The organism is Stenotrophomonas sp. GD03930 (assembly GCF_029839665.1).
GTDB classification, from domain to species: Bacteria; Pseudomonadota; Gammaproteobacteria; order Xanthomonadales; family Xanthomonadaceae; genus Stenotrophomonas; species Stenotrophomonas forensis.
Genome location: NZ_JAOCAV010000001.1, coordinates 1513512 through 1533521, shown reverse-complemented (window position 1 = coordinate 1533521; position 20010 = coordinate 1513512). Strand labels below are relative to the sequence as shown.

The 20010-nt window shown below is 67.4% G+C and carries 13 protein-coding genes and 1 tRNA gene; 7 read left to right on the top strand and 7 right to left on the bottom strand.

Annotated elements, in window-relative coordinates:
- Positions 1 to 13: 13 nt before the first annotated feature.
- Positions 14 to 520 (bottom strand): hypothetical protein, encoded by a 507-nt coding sequence (locus N5C18_RS06820; protein ID WP_279944124.1) that lies wholly within the window; start codon positions 518 to 520, stop codon positions 14 to 16.
- 81 nt (positions 521 to 601) lie between these two features.
- Here N5C18_RS06820 and N5C18_RS06815 point away from each other — a divergent pair, with 81 nt between their 5' ends.
- Positions 602 to 1228, top strand: a complete 627-nt coding sequence (locus N5C18_RS06815; RefSeq protein ID WP_279944122.1) for a YiiX/YebB-like N1pC/P60 family cysteine hydrolase — start codon at positions 602 to 604, stop codon at positions 1226 to 1228.
- A gap of 54 nt (positions 1229 to 1282) precedes the next feature.
- Here the strand turns inward: N5C18_RS06815 and N5C18_RS06810 are convergent, their stop codons facing one another.
- The 3 genes from N5C18_RS06810 to ubiA all read right to left on the bottom strand — a co-directional run bounded on the left by N5C18_RS06810 (position 1283) and on the right by ubiA (position 4919).
- On the bottom strand, positions 1283 to 1441 hold the full coding sequence (locus N5C18_RS06810) for a hypothetical protein (protein WP_014038817.1): 159 nt from the start codon (positions 1439 to 1441) through the stop codon (positions 1283 to 1285).
- Between the two features lie 272 nt (positions 1442 to 1713).
- Complete coding sequence (locus tag N5C18_RS06805; RefSeq protein WP_279944121.1) at positions 1714 to 3138, bottom strand: TIGR00366 family protein; 1425 nt, start codon at positions 3136 to 3138, stop codon at positions 1714 to 1716.
- A gap of 887 nt (positions 3139 to 4025) precedes the next feature.
- Positions 4026 to 4919, bottom strand: a complete 894-nt coding sequence (gene ubiA, locus N5C18_RS06800; protein ID WP_279944120.1) for a 4-hydroxybenzoate octaprenyltransferase — start codon at positions 4917 to 4919, stop codon at positions 4026 to 4028.
- A gap of 150 nt (positions 4920 to 5069) precedes the next feature.
- On the opposite strand from ubiA, the gene N5C18_RS06795 reads away from it, so the two are divergent.
- The 3 genes from N5C18_RS06795 (at position 5070) to N5C18_RS06785 (ending at position 8304) form a co-directional block, all read left to right on the top strand.
- Positions 5070 to 5146, top strand: a tRNA-Arg gene (locus tag N5C18_RS06795).
- A 46-nt stretch (positions 5147 to 5192) separates the two neighbouring features.
- On the top strand, positions 5193 to 6344 hold the full coding sequence (locus N5C18_RS06790) for a helix-turn-helix domain-containing protein (protein WP_279944119.1): 1152 nt from the start codon (positions 5193 to 5195) through the stop codon (positions 6342 to 6344).
- 82 nt (positions 6345 to 6426) lie between these two features.
- Positions 6427 to 8304, top strand: coding sequence for an aspartyl protease family protein (locus N5C18_RS06785; protein ID WP_279944118.1), 1878 nt, complete (start codon positions 6427 to 6429; stop codon positions 8302 to 8304).
- A 65-nt stretch (positions 8305 to 8369) separates the two neighbouring features.
- On the opposite strand, the gene N5C18_RS06780 is transcribed toward N5C18_RS06785, so the two are convergent.
- The 3 genes from N5C18_RS06780 to N5C18_RS06770 form a co-directional block, all read right to left on the bottom strand.
- On the bottom strand, positions 8370 to 9725 hold the full coding sequence (locus N5C18_RS06780) for a Gfo/Idh/MocA family oxidoreductase (RefSeq protein ID WP_164241623.1): 1356 nt from the start codon (positions 9723 to 9725) through the stop codon (positions 8370 to 8372).
- A 65-nt stretch (positions 9726 to 9790) separates the two neighbouring features.
- Positions 9791 to 12766 (bottom strand): TonB-dependent receptor, encoded by a 2976-nt coding sequence (locus tag N5C18_RS06775; RefSeq protein WP_279944116.1) that lies wholly within the window; start codon positions 12764 to 12766, stop codon positions 9791 to 9793.
- Positions 12767 to 12888: 122 nt separating this feature from the next.
- Positions 12889 to 16248 (bottom strand): TIM-barrel domain-containing protein, encoded by a 3360-nt coding sequence (locus tag N5C18_RS06770; protein WP_279944115.1) that lies wholly within the window; start codon positions 16246 to 16248, stop codon positions 12889 to 12891.
- Between the two features lie 322 nt (positions 16249 to 16570).
- Here N5C18_RS06770 and N5C18_RS06765 point away from each other — a divergent pair, with 322 nt between their 5' ends.
- The 3 genes from N5C18_RS06765 to N5C18_RS06755 are packed head-to-tail and all read left to right on the top strand — an operon-like array spanning position 16571 to position 20007.
- Positions 16571 to 17725 carry an SIS domain-containing protein gene (locus tag N5C18_RS06765; RefSeq protein WP_279944114.1) on the top strand — a complete coding sequence of 385 codons (1155 nt, stop codon included), beginning with the start codon at positions 16571 to 16573 and terminating at the stop codon, positions 17723 to 17725.
- Positions 17718 to 18656: an ROK family protein gene (locus tag N5C18_RS06760; protein ID WP_279944113.1), complete on the top strand. Its 939-nt coding sequence runs from the start codon at positions 17718 to 17720 to the stop codon at positions 18654 to 18656. The genes N5C18_RS06765 and N5C18_RS06760 overlap by 8 nt, the downstream gene beginning before the upstream one ends.
- A 16-nt stretch (positions 18657 to 18672) precedes the next feature.
- On the top strand, positions 18673 to 20007 hold the full coding sequence (locus tag N5C18_RS06755) for a D-tagatose-bisphosphate aldolase, class II, non-catalytic subunit (RefSeq protein WP_279944112.1): 1335 nt from the start codon (positions 18673 to 18675) through the stop codon (positions 20005 to 20007).
- Positions 20008 to 20010: the final 3 nt, after the last annotated feature.

The window sequence follows — 20010 nt, the reverse complement described above, 5'->3', positions numbered from 1 at the left end:
GATCAGGCGTCCTTCAGATCGACTCGTCCTCGCGCTTGACCAGCGTCCAGCACGGCGCCTGCGCGAAGGTGTAGGTCTGCTGGTCGCTGCTGTCCGGCGTGCGGATCTGCACCTGGCGCTGGCCATCGGCCAGCGCACTGACCTGCATCTCGCGCCCCTGCCCGGCCAGCGCGGCGGGATCAGGCATCACCGGCCACTCGACGTCGGCCAGTGCCAGGCGGCTTTCGACCTTGCGCGGTTCCGGCTCGGCCTCGGCATCGATGTAGCTGTCCAGCAGTGGGTCGGCGGTGGCCTTTTCCTGCAGCGCGATCTCGTGGCCGAAGTGCTTCAGGAACGCATCGAACTGCGGATAAGGGCATTCAGCACTGGCCGGCGCCGACTGAACCGCTGCGGCCGTGGATGTCGGCGCGGGCGCGGCCGGCGCGGTTTCCGTGGGCATTGGCGGCGGCTCGGGCGTGCAGGCAACCAGCCCCACGCCACAGGCCAGCGCCAGCACTGCAGCAGAACGATATCGACGCATGGGCTCATCCTGAATCCGGTTGGGTCGCCCCATGCTACCGCGCCCCCTACAATCGCTGCATTCTGCCTGTCCGGGAATTCCATGCATCGCTTCCTGCTCCTGATCGGCCTGCTGCTACCCGCCCTGTGGCCGGCCGTGGCAATGGCCGTCGATGTCCGCGAAGGCGACCTGCTGTTCGTGACTGCCGGCCGCAGCGGCCTCAGCGCGGCCATCGACGATGCCACCGGCAAGCAGGGCACGCCCAGCTTCGATCACGTCGCGCTGGTCGCTTCCGCGCCGAAGGGCTGGGAGGTACTGCACGCCGACGAGAAGGGATCGCGCCGGCAGTCACTGTCCGCGTTCCGCCAGGACGCTCGGGCCAAGCATCGGCAGATCGTGGTCTATCGACTGCGTGCGCCGCAGCAGGCGACCATCAAGGATGCGGTCGCCACCGCACGCACGATGCTCGGCAAGCCGTACAACACGTCATACGTGTTGAATGAGGACAGCTACTACTGCTCGGACTTCATCGAACGCGCCTTCCGCGCGCATCACGTGTTCGCGCTGCAGCCGATGAACTTCCGCAATCCGCAGACCGGGCAGATCGCCCAGCACTGGGTGGACCTGTACCACGGCATGGGCATGGAGGTTCCGCAGGACCAGCCCGGCACCAACCCCAACGACATGTCGGCCGCGCCGGTGCTGCAGCGTATCGGCGTGCTGGAATAAGCGAAGCCCCGCACGAGGCGGGGCTTCACCGGTCACGCCGCGTACCGCGCGTGGTCATTCTTCTTCGTCGTGGCCGCCCTGCTGCTGGTTGCGTTCTTTGCGCTGCTGATCCTGTTGCTGCTGTTGCTGCTGGTCACGACGACCCTGCTGCTGATCCTGCTGGTTCTGCTGGCCCGGCTGCTTCTGGTTCGGGTTCTGGTTCTGCTGTGCCATGTCCGTTCTCCGAAAGCCACGCGCGAAATGCGGTGGACAGGGCCATCGTCTGCAGCGATTGGTTAATCACGCGTGCGTGGGCGGCTACACCTGTGTGTACGCGCGTGAATGAACACGCCAAGGCCCTTGCAGCACAAGCCCATGAAGGATTCATGCGGGTTCGGCATGTGCTCATGCCAGCGTCGGGGCAGCGCGCATTCATGGCTGCCGCGGCCCGGAACGCGCGCTGAACGTGGCGGGTGTGCCCTGCTGCAGGGACACCCGCGCCGGATTCAAGGCATCACCGGCGGCACATACGCCAGGGTCATGCCCAGCAGCCACAGCAGGCCCAGCACCAGCGGGATGTGCACCAGCAGCTGGATGAAGGTGAAGCCGACGATGTCGCGTGCTTTCAGGCCGAGGACGCCCAGCAGCGGCAGCATCCAGAACGGATTGATCAGGTTCGGCAGCGCTTCGGCCGCGTTGTAGACCTGTACCGCCCAGCCCAGGTGCGCCTTCAGTTCGTTGGCGGCCTGCATCACGTACGGCGCCTCGATGATCCACTTGCCACCGCCGGACGGCACGAAGAAGCCCAGCACCGCCGAATAGACGCCCATCACCAGCGCGAAGGTATCGGTGCTGGCCACGTGCACGAACAGGCTCGACAACCGGTGCGCCAGCGTCTGCCCGTCACCGCCGGCAGCGTGGGTCAGGATCATGGCGATGCCGCCGTACAGCGGGAACTGGATCAGCACGCCGGTGGTGCTCGGTACCGCCTTGGCCACCGCGTTGAGGAAACTGCGCGGCCGCCAGTGCAGCAGCAGGCCCAACGAGATGAACAGGAAGTTGTAGGTGTTGAGGTTGGCGATGGCGGTGACCACCGGCTTGTTGGCGAACTCGTTGAACAGCCAGCCGAACGCCAGCAGCGAGAGCAGCACGGTCAGCAGCGGGCTGTACTCCAGCCATTCGCCAGGACGCGTGCGTCGCTGCAGCGGTTCCGGCTCGGCCTGCGCGGCACCGGGGAAATCCTCGGCGGTGCGGGCGCTGCCGGCGGCCGGCGCGGTCAACCAGGCGATCAGCAGCGAGACCAGGATCAGCACCGCGGTCAGCGCGATCGACTGCCACAGGAAGATGGTTTCGGTGAACGGCAATACGCCGGTGATCTCCACCAGCCCCGGCGGCATGCTGGCCGGGTTGGCCTGCAGCTGCGCGGCCGACGAACTCAACCCCATCGCCCACACCGCCCCCAGGCCGAGATAGGCCGACGCACCGGCCGCGCGGTAGTCCATGCGCAGCTCGGTACGGCGCGCCAGCGCCCGCACCAGCAGGCCGCCGAACACCAGCGAGAAGCCCCAGCTGAGCAGCGAGGCCAGCATGCTGATCAGGCCCACGTACACCACCGCGCCACGGCCGGTGCGTGGCACCCGGGCGAGGAAGTCGATGAAGCGCGCGACCACCGGCGCAGTGGCCACGGCATAGCCACCGATGACCACGAAGGCCATCTGCATGGTGAAGGGAATCAGGCTCCAGAAGCCGTCACCGAAGGCGCTGGCGGTAGCGTGCGGGGTCGAGCCGAAGCCCATCGCGGCCAGCGCAACGATGACCACGCCCAGCACCGCGAACACATACGCATCGGGGAACCACTTTTCCGCCCAGGCGGCCGAGCGCAACGCAGCGCGCGCCATCCAGCCGTCCTGTCCTGCTGCCGTCGAGGCCATCGCCTACCCTCCCAGGTTCGATGGACCGATTCTGGGCGGTGGGGTGCGGGCTGTCAGCCACCTATTGGTCGTAGGTGGGAGGCTGGTCGTGCCGGCCGCCGGCCGGCAACCTCGCGATCGCACACGTGCACAGCCGGCCAGCGGCCGGCTCTACCAAACCCAGGAATTGTCGTAGGTGGCGGAGGCTGGTCGTGCCGGCCGCCGGCCGGCAACCTCGCGATCGCACACGTGTGCAGCCGGCCAGCGGCCGGCTCTACCAAACCCAGGAATTGTCGTAGGTGGCGGAGGCTGGTAGTGCCGGCCGCTGGCCGGCAACCTCGGGATCGCACACGTGTGCAGCCGGCCAGCGGCCGGCTCTACCAAACCCAGGAATTGTCGTAGGTGGCGGAGGCTGGTAGTGCCGGCCGCTGGCCGGCAACCTCGGGATCGTGCACGTGTGCAGCCGGCCAGCGGCCGGCTCTACCAAACCCAGGAATTGTCGTAGGTGGCGGAGGCTGGTCGTGCCGGCCGCTGGCCGGCAACCTCGGGATCGTGCACGTGTGCAGCCGGCCAGCGGCCGGCTCTACCAAACCCAGGAATTGTCGTAGGTGGCGGAGGCTGGTAGTGCCGGCCGCTGGCCGGCAACCTCGGGATCGCTCACGTGTGCAGCCGGCCAGCGGCCGGCTCTACCAAACCCAGGAATTGTCGTAGGTGGCGGAGGCTGGTCGTGCCGGCCGCTGGCCGGCAACCTCGGGATCGCACACGTGTGCAGCCGGCCAGCGGCCGGCTCTACCAAACCCAGGAATTGTCGTAGGTGGCGGAGGCTGGTCGTGCCGGCCGCTGGCCGGCAACCTGGGGATCGCTCACGTGTGCAGCCGGCCAGCGGCCGGCTCTACCCAGCCCTGGCGTCAGCGCAGCGCCAGGTCCACGGCGATGCCGGCAAACAGCGCGGCACCGACCCAGTTGTTGTGCAGGAACGCCTTGAAGCACGGGCCGCGTTCGCGGTTGCGGCAGATCCAGAACTCGTACACCACCAGCGCGGTAGCCACGGCCACACCAGCCAGGTAGTACCCGCCCAGCCCGCCGCGCACGCCGACCAGCGCCATGGTGGCCAGGAACAGCGCATACAGCACGCCCTGGATGACCAGGTCGAGATCACCGAACAGGATCGCGGTGGAGTGCGAGCCCATCTTCAGGTCATCCTCGCGGTCGACCATGGCGTACCAGGTGTCGTAGGCGGTGGACCACAGGATGTTGCCGGCGTACAGCAGCCAGCCCAGCATCGTCACCTCGCCCTGTACGGCGGCGAATGCCATCGGGATGCCCCAGCCGAACGACATGCCCAGGTAGACCTGCGGCAGATGGGTATAGCGCTTCAGGTAGGGGTAGCTGGCGGCCAGGAACACGCCGATGAAGCTGAGGCCAATGGTCAGCCCGTTCAGGGTCAGCACCAGCCCGAAGGCCACCAGCATCAGCACCGCGAACAACACCAGCGCGGCGCGACCACTGATCGCGCCGGTGGCCAGCGGACGCGCCTTGGTGCGTTCCACATGCGGGTCGAGCCAGCGGTCGGCGTAGTCGTTGATGACGCAACCGGCCGAACGGGTCAACCACACGCCCGCGGTGAACACGAACAGCGTCCACAGCGGCGGCAGGCCGCCGGCGGCCAGCCACAGCGCCCACCAGGTGGGCCACAGCAGTAGCAGCGTGCCGATCGGGCGATCAGCGCGCATCAGACTCCAGTAATGCCGCCAACGCGGCGTCGCCGACGACTGCGGCGAAGTGAGGGGGGTATCAGCCATGCCCATAGGATACTCCTGCCCCTCCGGCAGGGCTTTGCCTGGCGGGGGGAGATTTGTTCGGCGAAACTGGATAGAATGCCGGTCCCGCACCGCTTCATGGCGCTGCGATGCCCGCCCCGGCACTGGCCGACGGCGCGGCGGTTCTACAACGCGCCCGTAGCTCAGCCGGATAGAGTAGTGGCTTCCGAAGCCATTGGTCGGGGGTTCGAATCCCTCCGGGCGCGCCATCTTCCCCTTGTTGCCTGCACGCTGCTCCCGGCGCTGGACGATGCCGTGCGCTTCATCAACACTGCGCGCATGACGCCACCGGATCTGCTGAAACTGGCGGCAGGCGCCGCGATTCTCGGCCTGGCCGCATTGTCCACCGGCGTGAGTGTCGGCCGCACGGGGCGTGGCAATCTGCTGCTCACTGCGTTCTTCGCCTGTTTTGCTGCCGCCAGTCTGTCCGGGCTGGTGCTGCTGGGTGGCCAGGCCTGGCTCTCGCCCGACGCGGTGCGCTGGCTGCGGGTCATCGAGGTGCCACTGGTCTTTCTGCTGGGTCCGCTGCTGTACCGCCATGCACGTGCGCTGCTGTCCCCTGCGCCGGACCACACTTCGTTGCTGCCGCTCGCGCATCTGCTGCCGGCCATGCTCGCGTTCGTCATTTCCCTGTTGAATGCTGCTGCGCCTTTCGAAGCCTCGCCGCTGGGCAAGGTGCTGTTCCAGCTCAGCTTCCATGGCTGGCTGCTGCAGGGCACGCCCTACCTGCTGGCCACGCTGTGGCTGTCACTGCGCACGCCTTCGGCTCCGCGCGGAACTGCCATCCAACGCAGCGGACTACGCGGGCTGGCGATCGTGATGGCGGGCTGCTGGCTGGCCAGCGCGATGAACCGGTGGCCGCCGGACGCCGCCCCGCTGCTGGCCAGCATCGGGCTGAGCCTGTTGACCACGGCAGGCATGTACCTGCTGGCGTGCCAGGTCGTACGCCAGCAGCTGCGTGCACGTGTGGTCACTTCGGCACCTGTCATGGTGGACATGCCCGCATCCGCCGGGGGTACGACCCACGCACGCTACGAACGCTCCGGCATCGATGCAACGCAGTGCGCGGCCATTGCCAGCGCGCTGACCGCATTGATGCAGGACGAACGCCTGCATGAAGCACCCGGACTGGATCTCCAGTCCCTCAGCCTGCGCAGCGGCTGGTCATCAAACCAGGTCTCGCAGGCCCTCAACCAGGGCCTGGGCCAGAACTTTTCTGAGTTCGTGACCGGCTTCCGTGTGGCTGCAGCGAGAACGTGCCTGTCCGATCCGTCCGACCTCCGCAGCGTGCTGGACATCGGCCTTGCCGCCGGCTTCGGCAGCAAGTCGACCTTCAACAGTGCATTCAAGCGCGCCACCGGACAGACACCCAGCGAGTACCGACGCCGTCGCACCACGTCCGACTGAACGTCCAATCCTTCACGCCCGGTCGAATATCTCCCGTCCCTGCGCTGCCATCACCTTCTGACCCAATGAAGGAGGTGAAGCGATGCGTTTGCGACGGATGCTGTGTGGCCTGCTGTGGATGCTGGCGGTTCCTTTACACGCCGCAGCGGTGGATGCTGCCGATGTGCTGGCCAGGGCCCGCGCAGCCAGTGGCGGCGAGCGCTGGCAGGCTACACAGCACCTGCAGGCTGAGGGCGAGCAGTCGCTGGGTGGTCTGCAGGGCCGTTGGCACCTCAGCCAGGATGTGCGCACCGGGTGCTACGTCGAACAGGCGCAACTGGGCACCTTCGCCGTTGCGCAGGGCTTTGACGGGCGCCTGTCCTGGCGGCGCGACTACGGCGGCGAAGTCGGCCTGCTGGATGGCACCGTGCCACGCCGCACCGCGCGCACGCAGTCCTGGCTGACCACCCGCGGCTACTGGTCCAGCGCCTACCCGGCCTCACGCTTTGCAGGCCCGCGTGGCGGGATTCACAACGGACAGCGCTATGACGTGCTGTCAACCACGCCGGAGGGAGCGGACCCGATCGAGCTCTGGTTCGACACCCGCACTGGCCTGCTCGGCCGCGTGGTCATTGCCTCCGCGCGCGCACCCACCGCCACCACGCTGGAAGACTACCGGGCCGTGGAAGGTCTGATGTTGCCCCACCGCATCATCACCGACACCCTCGATGCCCAGGGCCGTGCCGATCCACGATTGCGCAGCGACGTGCGGGTGCAGCGTTACCGGGTGAACAGCCCGGCGCCGGATGCGCTGTATGCACCTCCCACGATGGCCGCCGACAGCTACATCGAGGATGCCAGCGGCACCACCCGCGTCCCGTTCGACCTGATCAACAACCATGTCTATATCGAGGCCGAGGTGGATGGCCAGCCGGCACGCTTCCTGGTCGACACCGGCGCCATCAACCTGCTGACACCCACGGCCGCCAAGCGCCTGGGCCTGACCGCCACGGGGCGCCTGAGCGTGCACGGCGCCGGCGACAACGCCAGCGACCTGGGCTTGGCACAAGCCCGCCACCTGCGCATCGGTGGCGCGCACCTTGCAAACCCGGTGTTCCACATCATCGACCTTGGCCAGCAGGTCAACTCGATGGGCGTGCCACACGATGGCTTCATCGGCTATGAGACCTTCCTGCGCTTCGTCACCACCTTCGACTATGGCGCGCGCGTGCTCAGCTTCACCCGGCCGGGCCACTACCAGCCGCCCGCCAACGCCGTGATGCTGCCGTTCGAACAGGACGATCGCGCACCGGTACTGAATGGCGAGCTGGACGGTATCCCGCTGCGTCTGTGGCTGGACACCGGGTCACGCAGTTCGCTGAGCCTGAGCAGCCCGTTCGTGCGTGCGCATGGCCTGCTTGGGAAATACCACGCCAGTGAGGAGGCGGTGCTGGGATGGGGTCTGGGTGGGCCAGGCCGCGCGCGACCGGCACGGCTGGGTGTGCTGCGCATGGGCAGCATTGAGGTCAACGGCCTGGTCGGCGACCTGTCCAGCACCGACAAGGGCGCGCTGGCCCTGGCCGACTATGGCGCGATCCTCGGCGGCGGCGTGCTGCGGCGCTTCTCCATGGGCGTCGACTACAACGCCAGGCGTCTTTATCTGGTGCCCAACGCGGAAAGCACGCAAGCCGATGCCTTTGACCGCAGCGGGTTGTGGCTGCAGGCCGAAGACGGCGCACTGCGTGTGGCCGATGTGGCACCAACCAGCGCCGGGGCGCGCGCCGGGCTGCGAAGGGATGACCGCATTGTCATGATCGATGGCGAGCCGGTGGCCACGCGGAAGCTGGGCGACTGGCGCGCGCAGCTGCGCGAGCGCCCGGTGGGAACCGGCGTGGGCGTCCGTTATCTGCGCGATGGCCGGCAGATGGATACCCGGCTGGTGCTGGCCGATCGGGTAGCAGAGCGCTGGCCTGCGCAGTGAGGCAGGAAAAACAGCAACACCGGGCAATGCCCGGCGTTGCTGTCACCGCATGGAAGGGGCAGAACTCAGTACTTGCCGTCGAACGCGAAGATCGGCTTGCGCTGCTTCCACGCGCCCGCGGTGAAGTCCGGGAACTCCAGCGTCTGGAAGCTGTTGGCGATCGACTGCTCGCTCAGCGGTGTGATCGCACTCCAGGTCACCGCGTCGTAGATATCGATCGGCATCGGTGCCTTGGCCTTCAGCGCTTCCACGAAGGCATGGATGACGAACCAGTCCATGCCACCGTGGCCTGCGCTGGCGGCGGTGTCCGCGTTCTGCTTCCACAGCGGATGCTCGTACTCGTCCTGGTACTTCTTGAACTCTTCCCACTGGTGCGGCGGGCTGCGGCCTTCGATGTGGATCGAATGGTTGACATCCATCCACAGGCCCTTGGTGCCCTGCACGCGGAAGCCCATCGAGTACGGGCGCGGCAGCGAGGTGTCGTGCTGCAGCAGGATGGTTTCGCCGTTCTCACAGGCCAGCGTGGTGGTCACGATGTCGCCCAGCTTGAACTTGACCCTGGTGCTGGGGTGGGTGGTGCCGCCGCTCTTGGCCACGGTGTATTCGTGCAGGCCGCGCGCCTTGGTCGCGAACGCATTGATGTGGGTGAAGCGGTTGCCGCGGTTGATGCCGGTGTACATCGCGCACGGGCCGATGCCGTGGCTGGGGTACAGCTCACCGTTGCGCTCGACCGAATGCTCGGTGCGCCAGCGCGCTTCGCTCCAGCCCTTGGCGCCGAACTCCACGCCGCTGTCGTAGGGCTGGTTCGGATCGCCGGAGTTGAACTTCACGCCGCGCAGGTCGTGCTGGTAGCCGGCCTGCAGATGCACCAGCTCGCCGAACAGGCCCTGGCGCACCATCTGCAGTGCGGCCATCACGTCACGGCGGTAGCAGACGTTCTCCAGCAGCATGTACGGGGTGCCGGTGCTCAGCTGGGTCTTCAGCACGTCCCAGTGGTCCTGCAGGGTGATGCCGGCCACCACTTCGCAGCCCACGGCCACGCCGGCTTGCATCGCGGCAATCGCCATCGGTGCGTGGTATTCCCACGGCGTGGCGATGATCACGCCATCGATGCCCTTCTGTTCCAGCAGGCGCTTCCAGGCGTTGGTGTCACGGTCCTGGCCATAGGTCTTGGGCGCCGGCTTGCCGGCCTTGCTGACCATGTCCACGGCGCGGCCGAGCATGATCGGCTCGATGTCGCACAGCGCGACCACTTCGACATCGTCGCGGCGCACCAGTTCCTTCAGCAGCACCAGGCCACGCATGCCGGTACCGATCATGGCCAGGCGCACCTTGCGCCCGCGTGCCCATGCCGGGGTCTGCGGCAGCAGGCTGCTGGCGGCGACAGCGGCGCTGGCCGCGATGAATTCCCTACGCTTCATGGCAAACATCTCTCCTCTAGGCAGCGTGCCGGCCGCAGCCGGCACGCCAGGTCACGCAAACGGAATTACTTGAACCGGTAGCCGATGGTCACACTGTAACCACGACCGAAGATGGTCGCGTAGTCACTGGAGTCACCCAGGAAGCTGTTCGGGTCATAGAACGGCAGGCGGTTGAACAGGTTCTTGACGGTGAAGCTCAGGTTCCAGGCATCATCCGGGCGCCAGGTGACGCTCATGTTGGCGGTCCACCACGACGGTGCACCGTCACACTTGCTCTTCTGCAGTGCCAGGTAACCGCCGGTGCAGGTTTCCTTGTTGTTGCTCACTTCGTCGACCTGGTCGGTGGCCCACTTGGTGCCGCCCACATAGTTGACGAACATGCTGGTGGTCACCTGCTTGTAGGTCCAGTCGGCATTGAGCGTGGCACGCAGGCGCGGGTTGTTGTAGTAGCCCACCACATCGCCGTAGTACCAGCCGTTCTCCGCATCCATGTAGAAGCGGTTGCGGTTGGCGATGGTGGCGGCCAGGCCAATGTTCAGGTTGCCCCAGTCCCCCAGCGAGAAGCGGCTGCGCGCATCGATGTCGAAGCCGTCGATCAGCGTCTTGCCGCGGTTCTTGTACTGGCCGACCACGCTGGCCACGTTGCCCACCGAGTAGCCCGGCAGGTTCGCCGGGCAGCTCACGCCGCTGGCCGGATCGGCGCACATCGCCGCCAGCTGCGCCAGGTTGGCCCGGTCGCTGTCGGTGATCGGCGAACGCGACATCGAGATGATGTCTTCCATGCGGCGGTAGTCCGGCGCGACGATCTCGTTGTTGCGGTAGATGAACCAGTAGTCGGCCGACACCGACAGCCAGCTGGCCGGCTCGTAGACGAAGCCAAGGGTGGCGATCTTCGCCTTCTCCGGTTTCAGGTCCTTGTTCGGCTGGGTCATGCGCGCCACGGTACGGCTGCAATCCACGTTCAGCAGGGTCTTGCCGAGGTCGACATCGCCCGGCCGCTGCGACTTCAGCAGCAGGTTGGCGATGGCGTTGGTCTCGTTGCAGCGCAGCTCGTCGCGGAAGCCGCCCAGCTGTGCGAACACGCCGCCGTTGCCGGACTCGGCCAGGCTCGGTGCGCGGAAGCCAGTGGAGTAGGTACCGCGCAGCATCAGCTGATCGAAGGCCTGGTACTTGAAGCCGATCTTCGGTGCGATGTTGGCGCTGAAGTTCGGGTACTTGTCCACGCGCACCGCCGCATCCAGCTCCAGCTTGTCGGTGATCGGCGCCACGGTCTCGGCGAACAGCGCATAGGTGTTGCGCTTGCCATCGAACCACGAGCCGCCCTGCTGGGTGATCAGGCCGTTGGCCGCATCAGCGTTGCCCGGGGTGTAGAAGGTTTCGCGGCTGGCGTTGAAGCCGAACGCTGCACGCATTTCGCCGGCCGGCAGCTGGAACAGCGGTCCTTCGATCTTGCCGTCCAGGGTATGCAGGCGCGTCCACGACTGGATGTCGAAGGTCGGGAAGGCTTCACGGATGAGTGCGGCGTTGGCTTCGCTGATCTCGCCGAACTTGTAGGCCGGATGATCGGAAATGATCACGCGGCCGGTGCCCGGATCGATCGTGTACGGGCCGAAGGCCTTCTCGAAGCCCTTGGTGTTGACGTTGATGGTCTGGTAGGTGGTGGAGTGGGTACCGGCGCTGGCGAACGCGGTCTCCCAGTTCCAGTCGCCCACGTTGCCACGCGCGCCGGCCAGCACACGGTAGCTCTTGTCGGTGTTGCGCTGGCCGAAGTAGTTGGCGCCGGCATCCTGCAGCAGGTACTGCAGGCCGACCACGCCGCCCATCATCGCCTTCATTTCCGGGCTGGCGTGGTTGTACTCGTTGTTCGGGCCCAGGAACGGATACAGGAACTGGTTGACGTTGTTGCCGGTGTTGCGCGAGAACCAGCTGGTCGGGTTGCCGGTGGTGGTGCCGTAGGTGCGCGGGGTGCCACCGTTGGCACGCAGGTCGATGTCGGTGTAGGTCGCCTCGGCGAAAATCTCGGTGCTCTCGCCCACCAGGAAGGTGCCGTTGAGGTAGGCGGTGTTGCGCTCGGACTTGGCGCCGGCATCGATCTCGTTGTTCATCCAGGTTTCCCAGACGCAACGCGGGCCGGCCGCTTCACTGGTCAGCACGTTCTTGCAGCCCGGTGCCGCCTCCTGCACGCGGCGGCCGGTCACCGGATCAAACGCGAAGTAGCTGCCCGGGTTGAACTCGCCCGGCTTGCTGCCCACGCCCAGGCGCAGGTTGTTGAGGTAGTTCGGGTTGTTGACGTAGTACTGGTCGGGCCGCTTGTCGTAGAAGTCGCTCAGCGGAATCGCGTCGCGGCGGTACATGTTCACCGCGCCGTAGATGTTGAAGCGGTTCTCGGCCAGGTCGCCGAAGCCGGCGGTGATGCTGGCCTGGCGTTCGCCGTAGGAGTCGATGCGCGAGGAGGTGTCGTTGGTGAAGCTGACTTCGGCACCCTGGAAGTTGCGCTTGGTGATCACGTTGATCACGCCGGCCACCGCGTCGGTGCCGTACACCGCCGAGGCGCCGTCGGTCAGCACTTCCATGCGCTCGATGGCCGCGGCCGGAATCGCATCGATGTTGACGAACTGGGTCTGGAAGCCGGCCGGTGCGCCGTAGTACGAAAGGCGACGACCGTTCAGCAGCACCAGCGTGCCCTGTGCACCCAGCCCGCGCAGGTTGGCCTGCGAAGCACCGTCGGAACCGGTGAACAGCGAACGCGCGTCCTGCTGCGCCGGGCGCGCGGCCGGCAGGTTGTCCAGCACCTGCAGCAGCGTGCGCGCACCCATGTTCTGGATGTCCTGCTTGCTGATCACCTGCACCGGCGATGCGGTTTCAACGTCGGTGCGGCGGATGTTGGAGCCGGTCACCTCGATGCGGGCCAGGTCGGTGGCCTTGTCCTTGCTCTCTTGTGCAACGGCAGGAACGGCGACCGAGAGCAGCACGCCGGCAATGGCCAGCGTCAGCGGAGCGATCGAGCGACAGGGGGGGCGGTGGTGGCGTGCGGGCAACATCGGGGTTCTCTCCTGGCAGGGGTGCGGCGCGAATGGTGGATCGGCGGGCAAAACGCTCCCGGGCCACGGCCAGCAGGGCCGTAGTCGGTATGGGCGGGGGGAGGAGCGGTGTTACGGGGGGGTCATGGGGCGACGATGCTGGCGGAGTCGCCCTCCTGGCCGATCAGCACGGCGTTGGCCCAGTTGGCACAGACCTGGGCGGGTTGGCTGCCCTGCGCACCCAGCGTGCGCAGGCTCAGGGTGGAAAGGCCACGGATGTCCAGCTCCGGCTTGACCACGCCGGGCGCCTTCACCAGGCCGCTGTCGTACAGCAGGCGGTTGTCGCCCCAGACCTGGAACTGCAGGCCACCGGCAGTGCGGCACGCGTCGTCGATGCCGAGGTCGGCGCGCAGCAGGCGCCAGCCGCCCTGCAGGCGCAGGTCGATGCGGCTGTTGGCGGCCACGCCCAGGCCACGGCGGAACTGCAGGCCGTTCATGCGCATGCCGGCATCGCCACGGAACGACTGGTCGGCGCGCACCTGGCTGGCCAGCGCGGCCGGCACCGGCAGCTCGGAGAGATAGCGCTGCCGGGCCGGTCGCTCCGGTTCCTGGTGCTCAAGGATGTGGAAGGTGGACAGCGCGATCGGGCCGACGTCGCGCGGCTGCAGCGCATCGAAGGCGCGGGCACTGCCCTGCGCTGCGGTGACCATCGGGTCGGTGCTGCTGGCGCCGTCGCCCTCCGGGTTCTGCACGCTCAGCACGCGGAACCGCAGCAGTCGGCCGGCATGCGCCGGGAAGTCGATGCGCTGCACCCCTTCCTTCAGCTGCAGGCGGCCACGGGCAATCGGCTCGCCCCACTCGCCATTGCTGTCGCCCAGGTACACCTCGTAATCGCGCACCTGGCCGTGCTTCCAGTTCTTGTCGTTGCGCGGGGCGATGTCGATGCCATCGATCATCCTGCGCTCGCCAAAGCCGATCACCCACTCGTGTGCCCCGGTGCGCACCGCCTGGTTGCGCACGCTGCGGAACCAGGTGGCGGGATCATCGTCGAAGGCGTTTTCCAGCGCATGGCCGGGCTCTTCGGGCGGGCGGTTGACCACCAGCAGGCTGTCGGCCGGCAGTTCGCGGCCGAGCACCGGCGCGGCGGGGTAGGCATCATCGGCGACGGCAGCGGCTACCGCGAAGTCCAGCTGCAGCTGCAGCGGTTGGCGGATGTCCTGCGCGGTTGTGCGCACATGCAGCGTTCCGCGGCGCTCCTGGGCGTCGAAGTACCAGCCTTCGGCCGCAGTGTTGAAGGCGGCGGCGTCAGCCAACGCAGGCAGCGCGCGACCGCCGGCCTGCACCGCACGCGGCGCCTGCCGGCTGAGTACGCGCAGGCCATAGCGACGCTGCGCCAGCTGGCCGTTGTACTGGCCCTGCACCGCATCGATCTGCACCTGCACCGGGCCACTGCCCTGCGCCGGTGCCTGCACGCGGATCACCTGCGTGCTCGACTCGCCTTGCTGGTAACGGCGGGTGTTGCCATCGTCTTCGTACAGCGTGTACTGCGAATCACCCTGCGGGTACAGGTCGAACGTCACCTCATCCAGCGGCTTTTCACCGTCGAACAGCATCGACGGGTACATCGGCAGGATCGCACCGGCACGCACGAACACCGGCAGCGTGGCCAGGTCGACCTGGCGATCCAGCTGGCGTCCGTCGGCGGCGGCCTGCACGCGGCGGCCATCCCAGTAATCAATCCAGCCGCCGGCCGGCAGGTGGATGTCGCGGCGCCAGCCACGACTGGCCGCCTGGCTGCGGTACACCGGCGCCACCAGCAGGTCGCGGCCGAGCAGGAACTGGTACTTGTAGGTCTCATCCTGCGCATGCGGATCGCGCGGGTTGTCCCACATCAGGCCACGTACCGGCGGCGCGCCGGTCTGCGCGGCTTCGTGCACCAGCCCGTACATGTACGGGGTCAGGCGCATCTTCAACTTCAGGTAATCGCGGTTGATGCTGCGGTAGGGCTCGTCGTACCACCACGGGTGCTTGCGCGCGTTCGACGACCAGCCGCTCATGCCCATCAGCACCGGGGTGAACGCCTTCCACTGCAGATCACGGGTGAAGGTCTCGGCGCTGCCGCCGAAGATCGCATCAACGTCACCGCTGGCGTAGGCCATGCCGGACAGGCCCGACCCGACCAGGGTCGGCACGTGCCAGCGGATGTAGTCCCAACTGCTGCTCTGGTCGCCGGTCCAGGCCACTGCGTAGCGCTGGATGCCGGCCCAGCCCATCACCGTCCACAGGAACGGGCGCGAATCGGAATTGTCGAGGATGCCGTTGAACGCCTGGCGGTTGGCGTCCATCGCGAACTGGTAGCCCTTGCCGGTCCAGGCCACGTCCAGCTTCTGCACGCGGCTGCCGGCCTTGCCCACTTCCCAGGCGATCTTGTCGACGCCGTTCTCGGTCCACAGGCCGGTGCGGAAGCCGTAGCCGGCCAGGCCCTTCACCGTTTCCGGCAACTGCTTGTAACCGCAGCCATACCCATCGTTGGGCAGGATCCAGCCACCGGGCATGTCGTGCGCGCGGTACTGCTTGGCCACGCTGTCGATCACGTCGGGGGTGGTGCCGGTCGGGCCGTCGCTCCAGCCCTCGGGCACGGTACCCGGCTTCTTCGCATTGTCGCCGTCGTTGTAGCAATCGGCATCGCCATAGGACAGCGCCCAGCGCGCGACCATGTTGGGGCGGCCGGTCAGCTGGGTATAGCGTTCGATCAGCTTCGGCAGGTCGGCGCCGACGAAGTAGTACGCGTCGAAACGATCCTCGCGATGCAGCAGCGTGGCCTGGTCTGGCTGGCGCAGGTCGTAGCTGCCATCGCTCCAGGTGTTGCGCAGCATGCCCCAGCCGCGGCTGCTGAGCAGCATGGGTGCCGGGCTGGGGCGGTCGCCCTCTTCCCAGCCGCCGGAATAGGACACCTCCAGCTCGCGCCCCTTGAACTGGTAGCGGCCGTTCTGCTGGCCACCACCGAAGTAGCCTTCGTCAGCCTGCGAGGACAGCACCTGCACGCTCTGCGTGGCATCCAGGTCCAGCGGCTGCAGTTCCTGCCACAACGCGGTGGGCTGGCCGTTGTCCAGGCGCTCCAGGCGCAGGCGCAACGGCTGCCGCTGCACATGCAGCACCAGTGCATCGGTACGCACGCGGATTTCCTGCGCGTCTTCTTCCAGCTGCGCCTTTACGTTCGCCTTCGGTTGCGGCAGTACGATCGGCGCGGCCTTGTCGCCCGCGCCGGTCAGCGTGCCATTGCGGCCGGCCTGCACGCGGATGATGTCGGTCGCCGGCAGTTCGATGCGGATGCGCGCGCCCTTGTCGGTCTGCAGGTCCCAGCCCTGCACGCCGTCGCGGCTGTCGCTGGCGGCCACCGAACGCAGGTTGCCGACCGGCTCTGCCCGGGCCGGCAGGGACGCCAGCATCAGCGCCGGCAACAGGGCCAGCATCAGCGGCGAGCGACGAACGCAGTTTTCCACGCGGACTCCCAACCCGTTCACCGGGCGTTTCGAAAGCGATTGGGCCGACTCTAGGGCAGCGATTCGAAAGATGTCAACAAATTGAAAGGAAAAAGGAAGATATATTCCTTTGAAACGAAAGTTGTTGCGTCGCAATACTTTGTGTAAGCGCTTGCAGACGCCTGTTAAGCATTGTGCGATACGGCATCCAGCCTCTTCTTTCGTTTTCCCGTACGCTCTGCTCAAGGCAAACACGGCATCACGTTTTCTTTCTTTTTACTTTCGGTATTTGACATTTCGAAAGAAAACACAGATGGTGCGCTGGCCCAACTGGAACCTCCGAATGGACGTCACCCTGCTTTCCGATGTGTCCGCCTGGCAGCGCCTGGGCGGAGCCGATACCGCTACCGAAATCGCCCAGCAGCCTGCGCTGTGGGAAGCCCTTGCGCAGGATCTGTCGCGTGCCCGCGATCGCCTGCAGGCCTTCCTCGGCGACAGCCTCAACGATCCCCACCAGCGCGTGCTGTTCACCGGCGCCGGCAGCTCCGGCTTCATCGCCGAGATGGTGGCCGACGCGATCAACGCGCAGTGGCCGGCCGACGTGCGCGTGGTGCATACCACCAGCCTGCTGACCCACCCGGCGCTGTACCTGCAGCGCGACCGCCCGACCCTGCTGGTCTCGTTCGGCCGCAGTGGCTCCAGCCCGGAAAGCGTGGCGGCAGTGGACCGCGTGCGCGGCGACGTGGATGACGCACGCTTCCTCGACATCACCTGCAACGCCGATGGCGAGCTGGCCCGCCGCGGTGCCGGCCGCGGCGATACCTGCACCCTGCTGATGCCGTCGGCCAGCTGCGACCGCGCCTTCGCCATGACCAGCAGCCTGACCTGCATGCTGCTGGCCGCGCTGACCGTATTCGACCGCTCGCCGTGGGACGCGCGCATCGCGCGCCTGAAGCAGATCGCCGCGCTGGCCCGCGAAGGCCAGGCGCAGTGGGATGCGCCGGTCGCCGCGCTGGCGCAGCGCCCGTTCAACCGCATCATCTATCTCGGCAGCGGCCCGCTGGAAGCGCTGGCCCGCGAGTGCGCGCTGAAGGTGCTGGAGCTGACCGCCGGCCGCGTGCTGGCGCTGGCCAATACGCCACTGGGTTTCCGCCACGGCCCGAAGTCGACGTTGGACGGCAACACGCTGGTGGTGGTGCTGCGCAGCGTGCAGCCGCTGGCGCGCCGCTACGAGCAGGACCTGCTGGAAGAACTGCGTCGCGACGGCGTGGCCGGCCAGGTGCTGGCGATCGGCCCGCATTCGGATATCGGTGCCGAAGACGAATACACCCTCACCGTGCCGGCACTGGATGACCCGTGGCTGGCGCCGGTGTGGCTGGGCTTTGCGCAGCTGTTCGCGCTGCAACGCTCGGCCGCGTTGGGCCTGACCCCGGACAACCCGTTCCCGGACGGCACCGTCAACCGCGTCGTCAAGGGCGTCACCATCCACCATGGCTGAGCTGATCGCCCACGCCGCCTACGGCATCGACATCGGCGGCACCAAGATCGAGCTGGTGGCGTGCGATGCGGCGATGCAGGTCACCTGGCGCCGCCGCGTCAGCACGCCGCAGGGCGACTATGAAGGCTTCCTGCAGGCGATGCTGGGGCTGGTGGCCGATGCAGATGCCGCACTGGGCCGCAACGACGCCGCCATCGGCATCGCGCTGCCCGGCGTGCGTGATCGCCGCACGGGTCGCCAGCTCAGCGCGAACGTGCCGGCACTGACCGGCCACAGCGTGGCGTCGGATCTGCAGGCCCGCCTGCAGCGCCCGCTGCACTTCGGCAACGACCTGCAGTGCTTCGCCCTGTCGGAAGCACATGGCGGTGCCGCCGACGGCTACCCCAGCATGTTTGGCGCCATCCTCGGCACCGGTGCAGGCGGTGGTTTCTGCCTGCACGGCCGCCTGCTGTCCGGCTTCAACGGCCTGGCCGGCGAATGGGGCCACTGGAGCGTGCCCGGCCACCTGCTGCAGCGCCACGGCCTGCCGCTGATCGACTGCGCCTGCGGCCTGCAGGGCTGCGTCGAGCGTTACGTCTCCGGCAGTGGACTGGCGATGATCGAACGCCATCTGGGCGGCAGTGCCGCCGACGCCAGCGCGGTGATCGCACTCGCCGAAGCCGGCGATACCCGCGCGCGCAAGGCGCTGGACATCCACCGCGACCTGCTCGGCCACAGCCTGGCCGCACTCGTGCTGGCGCTGGACCCGCATGTGATCGTGCTGGGCGGTGGCCTCTCGCAGTACGCGCCGCTGTACCAGCAGCTGCCAGCGGCCATCGCCACCCATCTGTTCAACGGCGTGCAGGTACCGCCGATCGTGCCGCCCCGCTTCGGCGATGCCGGCGGCGCACGTGGTGCTGCTCTGCTCGCCTGCCACCCCTCGTTTTCCTGATGTCCGGAGCCTGACCATGTCCCCGTTGCAGACCCTGCTTGCTTCCCACCGTGCCGGTGCCAACGTCGGCCTGTACAGCGTCTGCTGCAGCAACGAGCAGGTGCTGCGCGCCGCCATGCACGTGGCACTGGCGCACGGCACCGTGCTGCTGATCGAGGCCACCTCCAACCAGGTCGACCAGTTCGGCGGCTACACCGGCATGACCCCGCCGCAGTACCGCGATTACGTCGGCACCCTGGCAGATGAAGAAGGGTTCCCGCGCGAGCGGCTGATCCTGGGCGGTGATCATCTTGGCCCGAATGCCTGGCAGAAGCACCCGGCCGCCGAAGCGATGACCCACGCCCGCGTGCTGATCGAGGCCTACGTCGCCGCCGGCTTCCACAAGATCCATCTGGACTGCAGCATGTCCTGCGCCGATGACCCGGTGCCGCTGCCCGATGCCATCGTCGCCGCACGCTCGGCCGAGCTGGCCGGGATCGCCGAGCGCACCGCCGCCGAGCATGGCCTGCCACCGCCGGTCTACGTGATCGGTACCGAAGTGCCGATTCCCGGAGGCGAAGCCTCGCTGGCCGAAGGCCTGCAGGTGACCACGCCCGCGGCCGCCGCGCAGACCCTGGCCATCCACCAGCAGGCGTTCGATACGCCGCAGCTGCGCGATGCCTGGCAGCGCGTGATCGCGATGGTGGTGCAGCCGGGCGTGGACTTCGACCACAGCAGCGTGCACGAGTACGATGCCGCCGCCGCTGGCACGCTGGCCGATTTCCTCGAACAGCAGCCGCGCATCGTGTTCGAAGCGCACTCCACCGACTACCAGCGCGAAAGCGGGCTGCACGCACTTGTGCGCGACCACTTCGCCATCCTCAAGGTCGGCCCGGCCGCCACCTTCGCCTATCGCGAAGCGCTGTTCGCGCTGGCTGCGATCGAAGCGGAACTGCTGCCGGCCGCGCAATGCTCGCGCCTGCCGCAGGTGCTGGACGAGGTGATGGTCGCGCAGCCGAAGTACTGGCAGTCCTACTACCAGGGCGATGACGCCGCACTGCGCCTGCTGCGCAGCTACTCCTTCAGCGACCGCTGCCGCTACTACTGGGGCGAGCCGGCGCTGGTGCAGGCGGTGCAGACCCTGTTCGCCAACCTGCAACGGCACGCACCGCCACTGGTGCTGCTCAGCCAGTACCTGCCGGAGCAGTACCGTGCCGTGCGCGAAGGCGCCCTGGCCAACACGCCCACCGCACTGGTGCAGCACCGTATCGGCCTGTGCCTGGGCGAGTACGCCCGCGCCTGCAGCGCCAACCAGGCCGGCATCCGCACGCGGACCGCAGCTTCGGCTGCCGCCGTTCCTGCGAACGGCTAATCT